This window comes from Bradyrhizobium sp. 23AC (genome assembly GCF_054863025.1).
The window spans coordinates 575,882-590,718 of sequence record NZ_JAVAYN010000002.1; the positions used below are offsets into that span (position 1 = coordinate 575,882).

A 14,837-nucleotide genomic window follows, 5' to 3' on the forward strand; every position below is an offset into this window, starting at 1 on the left:
GCTTAGTTCCCCCTGCGGGACGCGACATAGCGTCCAACCATTTCGTCGATCTTGGCCGCGATGGCGCCGCGCTCCAGCACGACGCCGCCATCGGCCCATTCGATCCGGCAGTCGCCGGTCGCAATCTCCGGCTCCGCCAGGATCACCAGCCGTCCTTCGAATCCGCTCTGCTTGGCGAGCCGCTCGATCTTCTCGCGGGCGCTGTCGTAGAGCGCGTCGTTGATGCGGACCACCAGATGCGGCGTCGCGACCAGATGCGAGAAGCAGTCCTTGACCAGCGCGACGATCTCGCCGAGCGGCTCGGCGGCGACCAGGTCGGCGCACAGCTTGCGCGCAACCGCCACTGCGACGTCGACCGCCTCGGTTTCCATCTTGGATTCGATGTTGCCGATGCCGGATGCGATGCCGCGGATGCCGATGTTAATCTCTTCCATGGCAAGCGCGACGCGGCGGTCGCTCTCGGCCTTGGCCTCCTGCTGGCCGGCGGCAAAGCCGTCCTGATAGGCGCGCGCCTCGGCTTCGGCGACCTTCTGGGCGATTTCCGCGGCGGTCGCGGCCTTCTCGCGCGTCGTCCGCTCGGGCGCCGCGAAGTCGGTATCGAACAGGAATTTTGCCGGAGCGCCCATCAATACACCAGCTCGTCGTCGGCGCGGTTCTTGGTCAGCATGATCTCGCCCTTGGCGGCGAGGTCCTTGGCGAGGTTGACCAGCAGCGCCTGGGCCTCGTCGACGTCGCGCAGCCGCACCGGGCCCATCGCCGCCATGTCGTCCTGGAGCATCTTGGCGGCGCGCGAAGACATGTTGCCGAAGAAGAAGTTGCGGACGTCCTCGTTGGCGCTCTTGAGCGCGACGCCGAGCTTGTCCTTGTCGACGTTGCGCATCAACGTCTGGGCCGAGCCGGAATCCAGCTTCACCAGGTCGTCGAAGGTGAACATCAGCGCCTTGATGCGCTCGGCCGATTCGCGGTTGTCCTCTTCCAGCGAGGTGATGAAGCGGGTCTCGGTCTGGCGGTCGAAATTGTTGAAGATTTCCGCCATCACCTCGTGGGCGTCGCGGCGGCGGGTCTGCGACAGGTTGGACATGAATTCGGTGCGCAGGGTCTTCTCCACGCTCTCGATCACCTCCTTCTGCACAGCCTCCATCTTCAGCATGCGGTTGACGACATCGAGCGCAAGCTCCTCGGGGAAGATGCCGAGCACGCGCGCGGCGTGTTCCGGCTTCAGCTTCGACAGCACCACCGCGATGGTCTGCGGATATTCGTTCTTGAGATAGTTGGCGAGCACCTCTTCCTGCACGTTGGAGAGCTTCTCCCACATGTTGCGCCCCGCAGGACCGCGGATCTCGTCCATGATGCCGTTGACGCGCTCGGGTGCCAGATATTGCTGCAGCAGCCGCTCGGTGGCGTCGAAATTGCCCATCAGCGCGCCCGATGCCGACATGCGCGAGACGAATTCGAGCAGCATGTCCTCGACTGTGTCGACCTCGACGGTGCCGAGCGTCGACATCTCCAGCGAGAGCTGGCGCACCTCGTCGTCGTCGAGCAGTCCCCAGATCTTGCCGCCATATTGCTCGCCGAGCGCCAGCATCAGGATCGCCGCGCGCTTCGGCCCCGACACCGTTTCGACCGGCGCGCCCGCGCGGCTGCCGGCGCGCTGACCGAGCGTGGAAATGACGCTGGTGATGTCGTTCGAGTTGGCGTTTTGCAGACTGGCGGCCATGTCAGATCACTTCTTGATTCACTTGGCGAGGGATCACTTGGTGTGGATTACTTGGTTGGTTCGGTCAGCCACTGGCGGATGATGGCGACGGTTTCGTTGGGGTTGCGTTCGGCGAGCTCGCCGACGCGATGAACGGACTGGGCGTGGACCTGGCCCTGGATGGTGGCGACGTCGATCGCGCTGGCGGCACCGCTCGGCAGCAGTGCCTGGCCGGCCGGCGCGCTCTCTTCCGAGGCCGCCGGGCCGGCAAGAACGCCGGAGATGGCGGCGGCGACTTCGTCGGAGGCCAGGATGCGCTTGACCAGCGGGCGGATCACCAGGAACAGCACGATCAGGCCGAGCAGCATCATCACGCCGAGCTCGACGAAGTACATGACGTCGTCTTTGGTGAACTGGAGCATGCCGAGGAAGCCGCCGGGCTCGCCGATCGGGGCAGTGGAGGGCGCATCCGCAAAGCGCAGATTGACGACCTCGACCTGGTCGCCGCGCTTCTGGTCGAAGCCGATCGCCGAGCGCACCAGCGTGGCGATGCGGTCGAGCTGCTCCTTGGTGCGGTCCTGATAGGCCAGCTCGCCCTTGTCGTTCTTGGAGTAGATGCCGTCGACCAGCACTGCGACCGAGATGCGGTTGACCCGGCCGGCTTCGGTCACCTCGGTCTTGGTGGTGCGGGAGATCTCGTAATTGTTGGTCTCTTCGGACTTCTTGCTCTGGTCCTTGGCCGCGACGCCGTTGTTCTGCTGGTTGCCGGGCAGCTCGTTGTTGACGGTGACCTGGCCGTTGTTGTCGGCGGTCATGCTCTGCTCTTCGCGGGTCTGGCTCGAGCGCAGCACGCGGCCCTCGGGGTCGAATTTGTCCGAGGTCTGGGTGATCTTGTTGAAGTCGAAATCGGCGGAGAGCTGGACGCGGGCGCGGCCCGAGCCGACCACGGAGGAGACGATGTCCTCGACCTGCTTGCGCATCCGCTTCTCGAAGGAGATGCGGCGCTCGTCGCCGACCGCCTGCTCCGGATCGGTGGCGGCGCCGTCGGCGAGCAGCTGGCCGGCCTCGTCGACGATCGAGACCCGCTGCGGCTTCAACCCGTTGACGGCGGAGGCGACGAGGTGGCGGATGGCGCGGATCTGCTGGGCTTCCAGCGAGCCGCGGACGCGGACCACGATCGAGGCCGACGGCTCCGGCGCCTCGCGCGCAAACAGTGGGCGCTCGGGCAGCACCAGATGGACGCGGGCGGCCTGGATGCGGTCGATGGCGCGGATGGTGCGGGCGAGCTCGCCTTCCAGCGCGCGGAGGTGATTGATGTTCTGGACGAAGGAGGTGGTGCCGAGCGCGTCCGACTTGTCGAACACCTCGTAGCCGACGCCGCCGCCCTTGGGCAGGCCGCCCTCGGCGAGCTTCATCCGCAGGCGCGTGACCTTGTCCTTGGGCACCATGATGATGCTGCCCTCGTTGCGGATCTCGAACTGGATGCCCTGGCGCTCCAGGTCCTTGATAATGCCGGAGGAATCCTCGACGCTGAGGTCGGTGAACAGCGTCGTCATCTGCGGCGTGGTGACGCGCATGATGACGAACGCGAAAAAGCCGATGAGCGCGGCGGTGACCGCGATCATCGCCCCGAACCGGGCGGCGCCGATACTCTTCAAAAAGTCCGCAAGACCTTGCAAGCAACCGCCCCAACAGATTCGGCCGCTTTCACCGGAAAGGCCGACTGGGCAATTATTGCCTAGGTGATGGTTTCGATATGGTTAACGAAGGTTAAGAGGTCGGACAAAAGTCGCGCAAAGGGCGGATATGAAAAAAATCGGCCTCGCAGGGCGAGGCCGATTTTCGTCAAAAGCCGCAAATTTCCGGATCGCCTACTGGCGATATTGCTGGATGCGGGTGGTGCGAAGACCCGCCAGACCATGCTGGTCGATGGAAAACTGCCAGGAGAGGAATTCGTCGACCGTTAGGGTATAACGGCTACAGGCCTCCTCGAGCGAGAGAAGTCCACCACGGACGGCGGCGACGACTTCGGCCTTGCGGCGAATGACCCAGCGTTTGGTGCCGGGTGCAGGCAGATCCGCGATCGTCAACGGACTGCCGTCCGGCCCGATGACGTATTTTACCCTCGGGCGATGGGGTTCTGTCATGGCGTACTCACAAACTCTCAACCACTGAACTCACGCCCGTAACCCTACGCCCGGCGGCTTAAAAATCCGCTAAGCCTAAGGCTTCAATACAATTCTCGTTGAAAATGGCTGGAACGGCGCCGCGTCGGCCGGCGGAACGGTGATATCCGGGCCGGTCGAGGGGAGTTCGTAAATACTTTACTAACGAATGGAGCCGCGGCGGGCTCTCTAGCCGTCCTCCCGGGGGCGCGCACAGCGCGAGCTATGATGCGCAATTGCGCATCTGAGGACCCATACCCCAGAAAGTAGCTTGACGATGACTCGGGGTTACGACCTCACGCGAAAACGACGTGCTGTGGCTATGGATCCCCGCCCCCGTGCGCAATGGCGCATTAGGCGGGGATGACACCTGTACGTGGTGAGCGCGGCGCGCCCCTTTAATTGCTGCTGGTGGCGATGATGCTCTTCACCTGGCTCAGGGTGTAGCTGGCGCCGTCGATGGTGAGCAGGGGGGGCGACTGGGTCAGGTCGACCGACGACACGACGCCCTGCACCTGGGCGGCGATGCCGACATTGTTGTTCGCCACGTCCTTGCCCGTCGCCGTGATCGTATACTTGCCGTCGGGCCATTGCGTGCCGTCATTGCCCATGCCGTTCCAGGTGAAGGGAATGTCGGTGCCCGCGGCGGCGGTATATTTGCCGGTGAACACGGTCTGGCCGCTGGCATTGGCGACGGTGATGTCGACGGTGGAGTCGGTCGGCACGTTGAGATGCCAGGTGGCTGTCGACTTGGTCATGGTCGCGGTCGAGCCGTCGACCAGGGCGGTCTTGCCGACGAAGCCCAGCGCCTGGGTCGCCTGCGTGGTCTGCTGCAGGGTGACGAGCTGCGACAGCGCATCGTTGGTCTTGAGCTGCTGCTCGACGCCGGCGAACTGCACCAGCTGCTGGGTGAACTGGTTGGTGTCGAGCGGATCCAGCGGGTTCTGGTTCTGCAGCTGCGTGGTCAGCAGCGTCAGGAAGGTCTGGAAGTTGCCGGCGAGCGTCGATCCCGTGGTCGAGCTCAGCGAGTTCGACGAGGAGGATTTCGGGAGGTCGGTCGTCCCGGAGACGACAGCAGGAGCGGTAGCGCCAGTCGTGGTGGTCATGTCGGATACTCCTTTACACTCTGATGTCGACGCCGCTGCTCGGCCCGTACATGCGGCCATAGCCGCGCCCGACGGGTGCGGCGGCAGCGGTGTCGTCCTCGCTGATGATCAGCCGGCGGGCATTGCCGCCATTGTCGTTGTTCTGGCCGGAGTTCTGGCCCGATGAATTCTGGTCGCGCAAGCTGAAGGACAGCCCGTTGCTGCCGGACTTGAGGCCGGCATCGTCGAGTGCGCGCTGCAATTGCGGCGCGTCCTGGCGCAGCATCTGCAGCGTCTCCGGCTTCTCCACCGTGAGATGCGAGGTGACGTTGCCGTTGCGGTCGACATTGATGCGGACGTCGATGCGGCCGAGCTCGGCCGGGTCGAGGCTGATGTCGAAGCGGGACTTGCCGGAGCGGATGGCGGCCGCGATCTCCACCGGCACGCCGTTGATCGGCACCGCCGTCGCACTGGCCGCGGTCGCGGTCAGCGTCGCGGTCGAAGCGGACGCGGTCGAGGTCGTGTTGGTCAGCGGCGCCTGCATCGCGGAGGCGGCCTGCGCGCTGGTGTCGGCGGTGTTGAAAGCGGCCTGCGCATTGGCATGGGCCTGGGCGGCCGGTGCGGCCGGGATCGCGTCGGGCGTACGGTCCGCTGCGCCGGGCTTCGCCTCGGTCGCGCTGCCATCTGCCTGCGGCTTGGCGCTTTGCGCATGCGCGGCAGCATTGGCGGTCGCAGCGCCCGGCGCTTGCGTCGGGGCGGCGTTCGCCGCGCCGGCGTCCTGGCCGATATTGGAGACGTCAGACTGTCCTTGCGCGGTGACGACGGCGGCCTGGAACGAGGTCTTCGGCGTGCCCTGGTTGACGGGGATCAGCCCGCCGTTCGGCTTGGCGTCGGTCGTGGCCCCGTCGGTTGCTCCGGTCGCGGCATCGGCCAGCGTCGCGGTGGTGTCGGCATCGACCTTGGCGCCAGCGGTCTTGGCGCTCTTGTCGGCGGGCGTGGCGGTGTCGGTCTTGGTGCCCGCGATCTGCGCCGCGGTCGAAGCGCTGGCGGCGATGCCGGCGGCGGCGATCGTCAGCGGCGAGGCGGTGGCGGCCTGGTTTGCGGCTGCGTTGGGATCGGCCGGGACGACCGGCGCGGCAACCACGATCGCGTTCGGATCGGGCATGGCCTGTGCCGCGTCGGCCGGCGCGGTTGCTGCGGCATCGACCGCGGCGGTGAGCGTGTCGGTGCCCTCGGTCTTGTCGTCCTTGGTTTTCTCGGATGTCTCAGCCGATTTGGCGTCTGACGCCTCGGACTTGTCCTTGACCTTGTCCTTGGCCGTGCCGGCGTCCTTGGCCGCATCCGTGGTCGTGTCGTTCGACTTGTCGTCCGTCTTGTCGTTCCTGGCGGGCGCGGATGTGTCGGTGTCGTCGCTCGCCCTGCTCTGCGAGGATTGATCGGTGGACGAGGTGTCACGCGGGCCCTTGTCCGCTGAGGACGAATCGTTCCGCCGCGGCGCGCTATTCTGGGCCTGCGAGGCCGCATTGGTGTTGATCGCCTGGGTGTTGCTGTCGACCAGCGACCCGAAGGAGTCGTTCGCGGACGGCTCCCTGGTGCTCTGCGACCGCGCAGGCTTTTGCTGAGCGCTGGAAACTTGCACGCTGGCCACGACATCTGACGTACGACTGACCACAGGCGACCCCTTGGAAACATCTTCGGCATCAGGGGAGCAAGGAGCGGGCCAGTGCCCTTAATGGTATATTTATATAGCAAAATCAATATCTTATAGATTCAAGCCCGTCGCCGCAGGGCCTGCTGCGACCCCGCCATTTCTGCCTCCCCGGCAAGAATTGCCCTAAGCTGGCTGCCCCCGTGATTGCTTCACCGGAATGCCGCCTATATTAAAGAGGTTACTCTCAGCCGCTTTCGACCGGGCAGTCGTGCCTTGCGGGAACTAAAGTTCCCGGGGATCGACGACGTCCCGCGAGAAGCATGAAATCGCGGATCGCCGCACGCCGCCGTCACAACCCTTAAGGCCCATGCTCAACAGTCTGGATCTCGAAGGCCGTCCTGAGGACACCAGGGTCGTCGTCGCCATGTCGGGCGGCGTCGATTCCTCGACGACGGCCGCGCTTCTGAAGGCGGAAGGCTACGACGTCGTCGGCATCACGCTGCAGCTCTACGACCATGGCGCGGCGACCCACCGCAAGGGCGCCTGCTGCGCCGGCCAGGATATCCACGACGCTCGCGACGTCGCGGCAAAGCTCGGCATTCCCCATTACGTGCTCGACTATGAGGATCGCTTTCGCGAATCCGTCATCGACAATTTCGCCGACAGCTACGCGCTCGGCGAGACGCCGGTGCCGTGCATCGAGTGCAACCGCAGTGTCAAATTCCGCGACCTCCTGAAGACCGCGCGCGAGCTCGGCGCGCAGGCGCTCGCCACCGGCCATTACGTCGCCTCGCGCCGTCGCGAAGACGGCTCGCGCGCGCTGGTCTGCGCCGCCGATGCCGACCGCGACCAGAGCTATTTCCTGTTTGCGACCACGCAGGAGCAGCTCGACTTCCTGCGCTTCCCGCTCGGCGACATGACCAAGTCCGAGACGCGCGAGCTCGCGCGCCGCTTTGGCCTTAGCGTCGCCGACAAGCACGACAGCCAGGACATCTGCTTCGTGCCGACGGGCCGCTACACCGACATCATCACGCGCCTGCGTCCGAATGCGATGGACCCCGGCGACATCGTCGATCTCGATGGACGCGTGCTCGGCCGGCACAATGGCATCGCCAATTTCACCGTCGGCCAGCGCCGCGGCCTCGGCATCGCCGCCCACGCGCCGCTGTTCGTGGTGCGGCTGGAGGCTGCCACCCGCCGCGTCGTCGTCGGCCCGCGCGACGCGCTGAAGATGCACCGCATCTCCTTGCGCGACGTCAACTGGATCGGCGGCGGCGACATCGACCGCGCCATCGGCGCCGGCCTCGAATTGTTCGTGCGCGTGCGTTCGACCCGCGCGCCGCAGCCCGCCTGGCTGCGCGGCAGCGATGGCCATTATGAGGTCGAACTCGTCGCCGGTGAGGAGGGCGTCTCGCCCGGCCAGGCCTGCGTGTTCTACGACGCGCCCAGTGGGCAGGCGCGCGTGCTCGGCGGCGGCTTTATTCAAAGCGCCGCCGCGAAAGTCGCGACAGGCACGGCAAGGCCGCTCGCCGAAGCGGTGCGCGGCTAGCGCATGATCCGGAAAAGTGTGAAGCGGTTTTCCGACAAGATCATGCGCAAGACAAAAAGCTAATCTGGGGCAGGGCAGGGGGCATGGCAGCAGACATCTCGCGGGCCGGGGTCGAGAAGGCCTATGGCCGCTGGGCGCCGGTCTATGATCTCGTGTTCGGCAAGGTGTTCGACGCGGGACGGCAGTCGACCATTGCGGAAGCCGACCGGATCGGCGGCCGCATCCTCGACGTCGGCGTCGGCACCGGCCTCTCGCTGTCGGACTATTCGCGCACCACGAAAATCTGCGGCGTCGACATCTCCGAGCCGATGTTGCGCAAGGCGCAGGCGCGCGTGCGTGCGCTACGCCTTTCCAATGTCGAAGTGCTCTCGGTGATGGATGCGAAAAACCTCGCCTTCCCCGAAAACCTCTTCGACGCGGTGGTGGCGCAATATGTCATCACCGCCGTGCCCGATCCCGAAGGCACGCTCGACGAGTTCGTGCGCGTGCTCAAGCCCGGCGGCGAGCTGATCCTCGTCAACCACATCGGCGCCGAGACCGGCCCGCGCAAGCTGTTCGAGCTCGCCTTCGCGCCCGTCGCCCGCCGCCTCGGCTGGCGCCCGGAATTCCCGTGGGCCCGCCTCGAGGGCTGGGCCGCCAGGCACGGCGGCGTCACGCTCGCCGAGCGGAGGCCGATGCCGCCGATGGGCCATTTCTCGCTGATCCGCTACGTAAAGTCATAATCGCGACCGCTGCGGCCGTGTGTCGCTCAGTGCGATCGCATTCGAGAGCAGCTTCCCGCGGCACATCCTTCGAGACGCCCGCCTTTGGCGGGGCCTCAGGATGAGGGCGGAGGACGCGGTCGCAGCTTCAACACTGGTTGAGCCTCATCCTGACGTGACCGAGAAGCGGTCGTCTCGACGGACGAGGCGCTTGCTCAATCGTTCCCCCGATCACATCGCGCTTTGTCCGGGAACAGCCCACCCGCCCCGCGCGTTTCCCTCCCATGCGCACGACATCAAACATCATCCTGGCCAGCCTCCTGATCGCCGCCTCCGGCAGCGCGATCGCGCAGGCCCCGCCCGCCCCGGCGACGCCACCGCAAGCGACCGCGCCGCCATCCCCGCAACATGCGGCCAATTGCACCCCGCAGGACCGCCCGAACCGCCAGGCCGACGGCACCACCACCGGCCAGTCCCGGGAACCGCTCGGCGACAAATTGGCAAAGTCCGACGGCGTGCTCTGCCCGCCCGCGGGCGTCGACCCCGAAATGCACGCCCCGGCCCCCGAGGCCGGCGGCAACACTCCGGTCATCCCGCCCCCCGGCAGCCCCGGCGGCGACCCCAATGTGAGGCCGAAATAGGCCCGATTCTTCCTTCGTCTCTCCCCGCTTGCGGGGAGAGGCCGGAATCTGCGCAAAAGCGCGGCTTCCGAGTGAGGGGGACTCTCCACGAATCTGGTATCCAAAAATAGGCAATCCGCCGCCGAAACTGCCCGCTTTTCCACGCTTAAGCGCCCTGTCGCGCCGAAGCTTTTAGCGAAGGCGGATTGACTTCCCGCCGCCCCCTTCTTTATATGCCGCGCGTTCGCGAGATCGGCCGTAGCAGCCGTTCGCGGGCCTTGTGGCGGGGTAGCTCAGCTGGTTAGAGCACGGGAATCATAATCCTGGGGTCGGGGGTTCGAGTCCCTCTCCCGCTACCATCTTTCCCCACACCCCTTTGACGCGGTTGGGAAAAGCTCTTTCCCCCAGCAGAGCGTTTAACCGGCCTGCTATCTCCACAGTCACGCCACCTAGGCGTCCTGGATCGCGAAAGACGGTTATTGTTTCGACTAGGTCTCTGATGGCTTCAGCGGCCTCTCCGTCACCCCCGCTGGCACCTTTCGCTAGCGCCTGCTCGAGCTGACCTAGCTGCTCTTCATATCGCTTGAGGATAGCTGGGTGCAGCGCGACTTCATTTGCGGCCGGAGGTTCGGTCTGCAACTCTTTATATACTCGGTCGCGCTCGGCGCCGAGGGCGGTCGATCGCGGACCAAGAATGGATGGATCGCCGTGCCCTTTTGCGATCGCATCCACGAGCCGTTCGATCTCTCGATTCAATTTTCCAAGCTGTTGTTGGAGACGCTGTCTTTTAGCATCCGATGCGGCTCCGAGGCGCTTTCGTTCGTCGAGATAAGTGCGCACGTACTCCGCAATAACTTTCGGTGCGCGCAATTCGGCCTGCAGTCCACCGAGAACTGCGCGCTCAACTGTGTCTAGATAAAAGGTCTTTGGGTCCGGGCACGTGCCGCTCTCCGTCGCAGCTGAACATCGAATGCGAACGCGCCCCGATTTGTCTTGCCCATTGGTTGCCATACCCGATCCACATGAACCGCAACGCAACAGGCCTGAGAGCATCCGACGAGGCCGACGCTGATGGCAGGGGTGGGTACGACCGCGTTGCTCTTTGCGTTGCTGGGCAGCCGCGAATAGCTCCGAGCCGATAATTGCAAGATGCGCCACTTCAGTAATGTGCCACTCACTTCTCGGATTAGGTCGTGACAGGCGCTTTCCCGTGTCGGGATCTTTCACCATCCTAACCTTGTTCCAAACGAGGCGCCCTACATACAGCTCGTTCTGCAGAACACCGGCCCCCCTCTCAAGGTTGCCGTTGATAGTTGAGGCATTCCATGCGCGCCCTCGTGGAGGAGATATTCCTTCTTTGTTGAGATCGTGCGCGATTTCCCGTGGTGTTCGACCGGACACATACTCCTGAAAAATGCGCCGAATGACTTGCGCCTCGGCGTCGACGATGGCGCGTTCGCCGGTTCTTCCGGCAATCGCGGCATATCCATATGTCAGGCCGCCTCCGGCCAAGCCTTGTTTGATCCGCCCGGCCAGACCGCGACGCACTTTATGTGCGTTGTCTTCGCGATAGAGCTGTCCAACTAGTCCACGAAGGCCGACGAGTACGGTATTAACGACGCCTTCGTGAACCGCTCGGATCTCGATCCCGAGGAAGGATAGCCGCTTATGGATGCCTGCGAGGTCTTCCATGTCGCGGGAGAGACGATCAAGAGCTTCAACGATGACAATATCAAAGGATTTCTCTCTCGCGTCGTCCAACAGCTTGAGCAAGCCGTCGCGTCCCATCAACGAGCCTCCGGAACGGGCTCGGTCTTCATAGGTGCGGACGATGCTTAGCTTTTCGCGACCAGCATAGCTTTGACAAAGCGAAAGCTGATCCTCAATGGAACGTTCATTCTGAAGATCCGTGGAAAAACGGGCATAGATCGCCACTCTCTTCGGCGCTTCTTCGATTGGCCTGTTCTCTCTCATGATCTTCCCTTGCAGCTAGACGGGCAAGTACACGCGCAAGGCGTAAGATCGCCTCGTCGGGACTCGTCTGCAAGGGCAATTTTCGATCAACGGGCAGCACGATCGACTCTCTGGATCACCGCTGGCGTTCAGCTCGACCGCTGAGTTGCTGATCGTCATCAAGCATGGTCGGTATCGTTCGCTCAACTGCAAGCTAAGCAAAGCTAATGCATCTTCCGCTTGGATCGGGTTGCTTGCGTCATCTCGGTATGACTGACTGCTGATTGGTCAAGCCGATCATATTCGTGTTATCGCGCCGCTCATGGGGCTCACTCGTATGCACGCGTGCGGCTATCGCCCCACCGGGCTCTCGTGAACCGAGCCGCTTCGCGTCTCGGCCTTCGGCTTCGATCCCTCGCGCAAGCGGTAGATATAATGTGTCGCTCGCCGGAGGCACTCGCACGAAGGGCTGCCGCTTCGCGGCACCGCTATCACTGCCCGTCGCGCGGGTGCCTTGTTAACCGGTCTCGCGACTGCACTCGGTCCCGGGTCCCGCCGCGTCCCGCGTCGGCGCTATGCTGACTCTCCTGCGGGTGCCTCTTTTGATTTTCTCACTCTTGCTCTTGTTTTCGATATTTTGCTCTCACCGGCGCTGACGTGCTCAACATTTCCAACGCTTGAGATCGAAGGGGCTCCGCCCCTCGCGCGCGCCAGGGTAAAGCGCCGGCTGTTGCCGGCGCCGCCCCGAGCGGTCTCCCCGGTCTTCCGGGCTTTTCACTGGGGCGTCACTTTCTCGAACCGCTGACATGCGCCCGTGCAGACCCGCTCTTGCGAGCGGCCCTTATCGGGCGGGCGATCCCCCTCCGCTCGGGTCGCCTTGGCACTTGCTACCCCCGGTCTCGCCGACGGGCAGGGGTGCAGGCGCGTGGTGCGTCTTGCACCCATGGAAGCAAAAGGAAGAATGACATGTCGGCAAAGCAGGTTGAACCGGTAAAGCACGTTGAAATCATTCCCGCGAGCGGGACGGAGACTTTTATTCCGCTCAACAAGCTCAAGAAGTCGCCGAACAATGCGCGCAAGACGCCGCACAGCGAGGCGGCGATCGAGGGTTATGCGGCGAGTATCGCCGCCAAGGGCATTCTACAAAATCTGGTAGTAGAGCCGGAATTGGACGGAGAGGGCACGGCCACGGGGTTCTATCTGGTGACCATCGGCGAGGGCAGGCGTCTTGCCCAGCTGCTGAGGGTAAAGCGGAAGGAGATCAAGAAGACCGAGCCGATCCGGTGCGTCATCGACACCGCGAACGATCCTCACGAAATCAGCTTGGACGAGAATGTCACCCGGGAAAACATGCATCCCGCCGATCAGTTCGAGGCGTTCAGGAAGCTCGCGGACGAGCGCGGATACGGCGCTGAGGAGATCGCCGCCCGCTTCGGCGTGACGTCGCAAGTGGTGCGGCAACGGCTGCGCTTGGGGGCAGTTTCGCCAAAATTGATGCAGGTCTATCGCGACGGCGATCTGACTTTGGAGCAGTTGATGGCCTTTGCCATCACCGACGATCAGGCTCGGCAGGAAAGCGTCTTTGAGCGCCTGTCCTACGACCACGATGCCAGTACCATCCGCCGTCTCCTCACCGAAACTCACGTCGCCGCAACCGATCGCCGGGCGCGCTTTGTCGGGCTGGGGGCCTATGTGGAGGCGGGCGGCACGATCCTGCGCGACCTCTTCACCGACGATAGCGGCGGCTATATCGAAGACGTGGCGCTGCTCGATTTGCTGGTGACGGCACGGCTTGGCCGCGAGGCGGATGCCTTGCGCGCGACCGAGGGATGGAAGTGGACCGAGCCCCATCTCGACTTCCCGCACGCTCACGGCATGCGTCGCGCCTACCCGCATCCGGTCGAGCTTTCGGCGGACGATCGGTCCGCCCTTCATGCGCTCCAAACCGAGTTCGACTGGCTGACCGAACAGCATCAGACGGCCGAGGAATTGCCCGATGAGGTGGATGCCCGGTTCGGTGAACTGGAGACCCAAATCGAGCAACTGGAAGCGAAACGTCAGGCCTACGATCCCGGCGATGTCGCGCGCGGCGGCGCCTTCGTGATACAATCAGGATGGCACCGTCAGGATCGAACGCGGTTTCATCCGTTCCGAAGACGATAAAGCCCGTGCTGAAAGCGGGCAGGAAGGCGACGCCCAGGCCTCGGAGGAGGAGGGCGAAGGGGACGATCAAACTACGCGCGATGGTGAAGGCGAGAACGGAGAAAACGACGAAGAAGACGAGGAGCAGAGGCTATCTGACACGCTCGTCCGTGACCTCACTGCGCATCGCACCTTGGGGCTGCGTCTCAACCTCTGTGAGCAGCCAGATGTCGCCATCGTGGTCGTCACCCACGCGCTCGCCGCGCAAATCTTCTATATCGGGGCTAGTGCCCACGTGGCTGGCATTCAGCCCGTGAAGACGGATCTGGCGACGCATGCGGCTGAAATCGAGGACACTTTGGCTGGAAAAGCGTGGTCGGATCGCCATGCCAATTGGGCGAGGCAGATGCCGCGAGACGTCACCAAGCTGTGGGAGTTCGTGTCCGAACTTGATCACGACAGTCGCATGGCGCTGTTCGCGCATTGCACGGCGTTGACGGTCAACGCGGTCAAATTGCCGTTTGACCTCAGGCCCCGCGCATTGGTCGCTGCCGGCCGTTTGGCCGAGGTGGTCGCCCTCGACATGACCGGATACTGGCGGCCGACGGTGCGCAATTATCTCGGTCGCATCACCAAGGCAGGCATCATGGGGGCTGTCCGCGAAGGCGTCAGCGAGGAAGCCGCCGAACGCTTGTCGGGAATGAAAAAGGTCGAGATGGCTGCAGCCGCCGAGCAGCTGTTGGCGACAACCGACTGGTTGCCGTCCTTGCTGCGCACGTCCAAGACGGAGGATCAGGCTGATGCGCCAGATAGGGCGCAAGGCCATGAGTTCTGTTCGCAAGCCGCGGAGTAAGAGGTGAGCCGGGGCCGGTAGAACGGCCCCGGCGAGCTCTAAATTTCCGGCCGCGCACCTGACGGTGCGCGGCCGGTTCAGTTGAAACGAAGCGAGCAATTGTTCACGGCTCCAAAAGCGTGCCACGGTCCGTCGATCTACGCCTTTGCAGCGGCCTTGTGAGGCTGAGCAGCGCCTCCTTTTTGGCAGCGGCGAGACGATCGGGTTGGGGACTGATCGTTTCCAGACTTCGCATATTCAAACCGCAATCGAGCGGGTCATCCTGGCCGGCGTCGTCGCTTCCTGATGAGTAAATGCAATCGAGTTCGCTTGGTTTGTCCGGTGCACCGTGCCCGCGATTGATGTGCAGACGTCGGCTTTTCTCTGATCGATCCCGCCGTTTTCCGATGCTGTGCTGGACGTTGGCAGCCAGGGCAATCGCC

Annotated in this window: 10 protein-coding genes, 1 tRNA gene and 2 pseudogenes; 6 read left to right on the plus strand and 7 right to left on the minus strand. The window is 64.0% G+C overall.

The window, feature by feature from the left end:
* Window positions 1-2 precede the first annotated feature (2 nt).
* The 6 genes from RAD10_RS07965 to RAD10_RS07990 form a co-directional block, all read right to left on the minus strand.
* Entirely contained in the window at window positions 3-626 is a 624-nt protein-coding gene (locus tag RAD10_RS07965; protein WP_461616987.1) for a FliH/SctL family protein, read from the minus strand.
* The gene (gene fliG / locus RAD10_RS07970) at window positions 626-1,717 is read right to left on the minus strand and encodes a flagellar motor switch protein FliG (RefSeq protein ID WP_461616988.1); all 1,092 of its coding nucleotides are present in this window, start codon (window positions 1,715-1,717) and stop codon (window positions 626-628) included. Before fliG ends, RAD10_RS07965 begins: the two co-directional genes overlap by 1 nt.
* A gap of 47 nt (window positions 1,718-1,764) precedes the next feature.
* Window positions 1,765-3,375, minus strand: a complete 1,611-nt coding sequence (fliF, locus tag RAD10_RS07975; RefSeq protein WP_461616989.1) for a flagellar basal-body MS-ring/collar protein FliF — start codon at window positions 3,373-3,375, stop codon at window positions 1,765-1,767.
* 192 nt (window positions 3,376-3,567) lie between these two features.
* Window positions 3,568-3,843 carry a CtrA inhibitor SciP gene (gene sciP, locus RAD10_RS07980; RefSeq protein WP_002714638.1) on the minus strand — a complete coding sequence of 92 codons (276 nt, stop codon included), beginning with the start codon at window positions 3,841-3,843 and terminating at the stop codon, window positions 3,568-3,570.
* A 416-nt stretch (window positions 3,844-4,259) separates the two neighbouring features.
* On the minus strand, window positions 4,260-4,967 hold the full coding sequence (locus tag RAD10_RS07985; protein ID WP_461616990.1) for a flagellar hook assembly protein FlgD: 708 nt from the start codon (window positions 4,965-4,967) through the stop codon (window positions 4,260-4,262).
* A gap of 13 nt (window positions 4,968-4,980) precedes the next feature.
* Window positions 4,981-6,618, minus strand: coding sequence for a flagellar hook-length control protein FliK (locus RAD10_RS07990; protein WP_461616991.1), 1,638 nt, complete (start codon window positions 6,616-6,618; stop codon window positions 4,981-4,983).
* 346 nt (window positions 6,619-6,964) lie between these two features.
* On the opposite strand from RAD10_RS07990, the gene mnmA reads away from it, so the two are divergent.
* The 5 genes from mnmA (at window position 6,965) to RAD10_RS08015 (ending at window position 10,382) form a co-directional block, all read left to right on the plus strand.
* Window positions 6,965-8,146: a tRNA 2-thiouridine(34) synthase MnmA gene (gene mnmA, locus RAD10_RS07995; RefSeq protein WP_461616992.1), complete on the plus strand. Its 1,182-nt coding sequence runs from the start codon at window positions 6,965-6,967 to the stop codon at window positions 8,144-8,146.
* Window positions 8,147-8,229: 83 nt separating this feature from the next.
* The gene (locus RAD10_RS08000; RefSeq protein WP_091956523.1) at window positions 8,230-8,868 is read left to right on the plus strand and encodes a class I SAM-dependent methyltransferase; all 639 of its coding nucleotides are present in this window, start codon (window positions 8,230-8,232) and stop codon (window positions 8,866-8,868) included.
* 263 nt (window positions 8,869-9,131) lie between these two features.
* A complete protein-coding gene (locus tag RAD10_RS08005; RefSeq protein ID WP_461616993.1) occupies window positions 9,132-9,488 on the plus strand; it encodes a hypothetical protein in 357 nt (118 codons plus the stop codon).
* Window positions 9,489-9,749: 261 nt separating this feature from the next.
* Window positions 9,750-9,826, plus strand: a tRNA-Met gene (locus RAD10_RS08010).
* Window positions 9,827-10,064: 238 nt separating this feature from the next.
* On the plus strand, window positions 10,065-10,382 hold the full coding sequence (locus tag RAD10_RS08015) for a hypothetical protein (protein WP_461616994.1): 318 nt from the start codon (window positions 10,065-10,067) through the stop codon (window positions 10,380-10,382).
* 24 nt (window positions 10,383-10,406) lie between these two features.
* On the opposite strand, the pseudogene RAD10_RS08020 reads toward RAD10_RS08015, so the two are convergent.
* Window positions 10,407-11,441: pseudogene (locus RAD10_RS08020) on the minus strand (recombinase family protein); the annotation flags it as partial.
* A 945-nt stretch (window positions 11,442-12,386) separates the two neighbouring features.
* Here RAD10_RS08020 and RAD10_RS08025 point away from each other — a divergent pair.
* Window positions 12,387-14,415 (plus strand): annotated as a pseudogene (locus RAD10_RS08025) (ParB/RepB/Spo0J family partition protein).
* The last annotated feature ends 422 nt before the right edge of the window (window positions 14,416-14,837 follow it).

Excerpts from the sequence above, each read along its gene's own strand:
- RAD10_RS07965 (WP_461616987.1), bottom strand. The coding sequence starts at position 626 with ATGGGCGCTCCGGCAAAATTCCTGTTCGATACCGACTTCGCGGCGCCC.
- fliG (WP_461616988.1), bottom strand. The coding sequence starts at position 1,717 with ATGGCCGCCAGTCTGCAAAACGCCAACTCGAACGACATCACCAGCGTC.
- sciP (WP_002714638.1), bottom strand. The coding sequence starts at position 3,843 with ATGACAGAACCCCATCGCCCGAGGGTAAAATACGTCATCGGGCCGGAC.
- RAD10_RS07985 (WP_461616990.1), bottom strand. The coding sequence starts at position 4,967 with ATGACCACCACGACTGGCGCTACCGCTCCTGCTGTCGTCTCCGGGACG.
- mnmA (WP_461616992.1), top strand. The coding sequence starts at position 6,965 with ATGCTCAACAGTCTGGATCTCGAAGGCCGTCCTGAGGACACCAGGGTC.
- RAD10_RS08000 (WP_091956523.1), top strand. The coding sequence starts at position 8,230 with ATGGCAGCAGACATCTCGCGGGCCGGGGTCGAGAAGGCCTATGGCCGC.
- RAD10_RS08005 (WP_461616993.1), top strand. The coding sequence starts at position 9,132 with ATGCGCACGACATCAAACATCATCCTGGCCAGCCTCCTGATCGCCGCC.